Annotated in this window: 1 rRNA gene; it reads right to left on the reverse strand. The window is 55.5% G+C overall.

Annotated elements, in window-relative coordinates:
- Positions 1 to 1224: ribosomal RNA gene (locus tag BM028_RS18095) — 23S ribosomal RNA — on the reverse strand; the annotation flags it as partial.

The following is a 1224-nucleotide window of genomic DNA, read 5'->3' on the forward strand; positions in this document are numbered from 1 at the left end:
CGGGTTAGGACTCTTAGCACCACTGGATTAGCTTGGGCGGTTGTTCGCCGGTACGGGAATATCAACCCGTTGTCCATCGACTACGCCTGTCGGCCTCGCCTTAGGTCCCGACTTACCCAGGGCGGATTAACCTGGCCCTGGAACCCTTGGTCTTTCGGAGGACGGGTTTCTCACCCGTCTTTCGCTACTCATGCCTGCATTCTCACTCGTGTAGCGTCCACGGCTGGATCACTCCGCCGCTTCACTCGCCACACGACGCTCTCCTACCACTCCGCACGACTGAACCACGAAGGCTTATCGAGTGTGCGAAATCTACAACTTCGGCGGTGTGCTTGAGCCCCGTTACATTGTCGGCGCGGAATCACTTGACCAGTGAGCTATTACGCACTCTTTCAAGGGTGGCTGCTTCTAAGCCAACCTCCTGGTTGTCTATGCAACTCCACATCCTTTCCCACTTAGCACACGCTTAGGGGCCTTAGTTGGTAGTCTGGGTTGTTTCCCTCTCGACGATGAAGCTTATCCCCCACCGTCTCACTGCTGCGCTCTCACTCACCGGCATTCGGAGTTTGGCTGACGTCAGTAACCTGTTGAGGCCCATCGGCCATCCAGTAGCTCTACCTCCGGCGAGAAACACGCAACGCTGCACCTAAATGCATTTCGGAGAGAACCAGCTATCACGAAGTTTGATTGGCCTTTCACCCCTATCCACAGCTCATCCCCTCCATTTTCAACTGAAGTGGGTTCGGTCCTCCACGACGTCTTACCGTCGCTTCAACCTGGCCATGGATAGATCACTTCGCTTCGGGTCTAGGACATGCGACTGAATCGCCCTATTCAGACTCGCTTTCGCTACGGCTGCCCCACACGGGTTAACCTCGCCACATATCACTAACTCGCAGGCTCATTCTTCAAAAGGCACGCCGTCACCCCTACAAGGAGGCTCCGACGGTTTGTAAGCAAACGGTTTCAGGTACTATTTCACTCCCCTCCCGGGGTACTTTTCACCTTTCCCTCACGGTACTTGTCCGCTATCGGTCATCTGGGAGTATTTAGGCTTATCAGGTGGTCCTGACAGATTCACACGGGATTTCTCGGGCCCCGTGCTACTTGGGATACACATCCGGCCATAACACCATTTCGTCTACGGGGCTGGCACCCACTACGGCCCGGCTTTCAAACCGGTTCGACTATGATGCGCTGTAACCGCCCCAGTCCGGCAGAACT

The organism is Curtobacterium sp. YR515, assembly GCF_900113095.1.
GTDB lineage: Bacteria > Actinomycetota > Actinomycetes > Actinomycetales > Microbacteriaceae > Curtobacterium.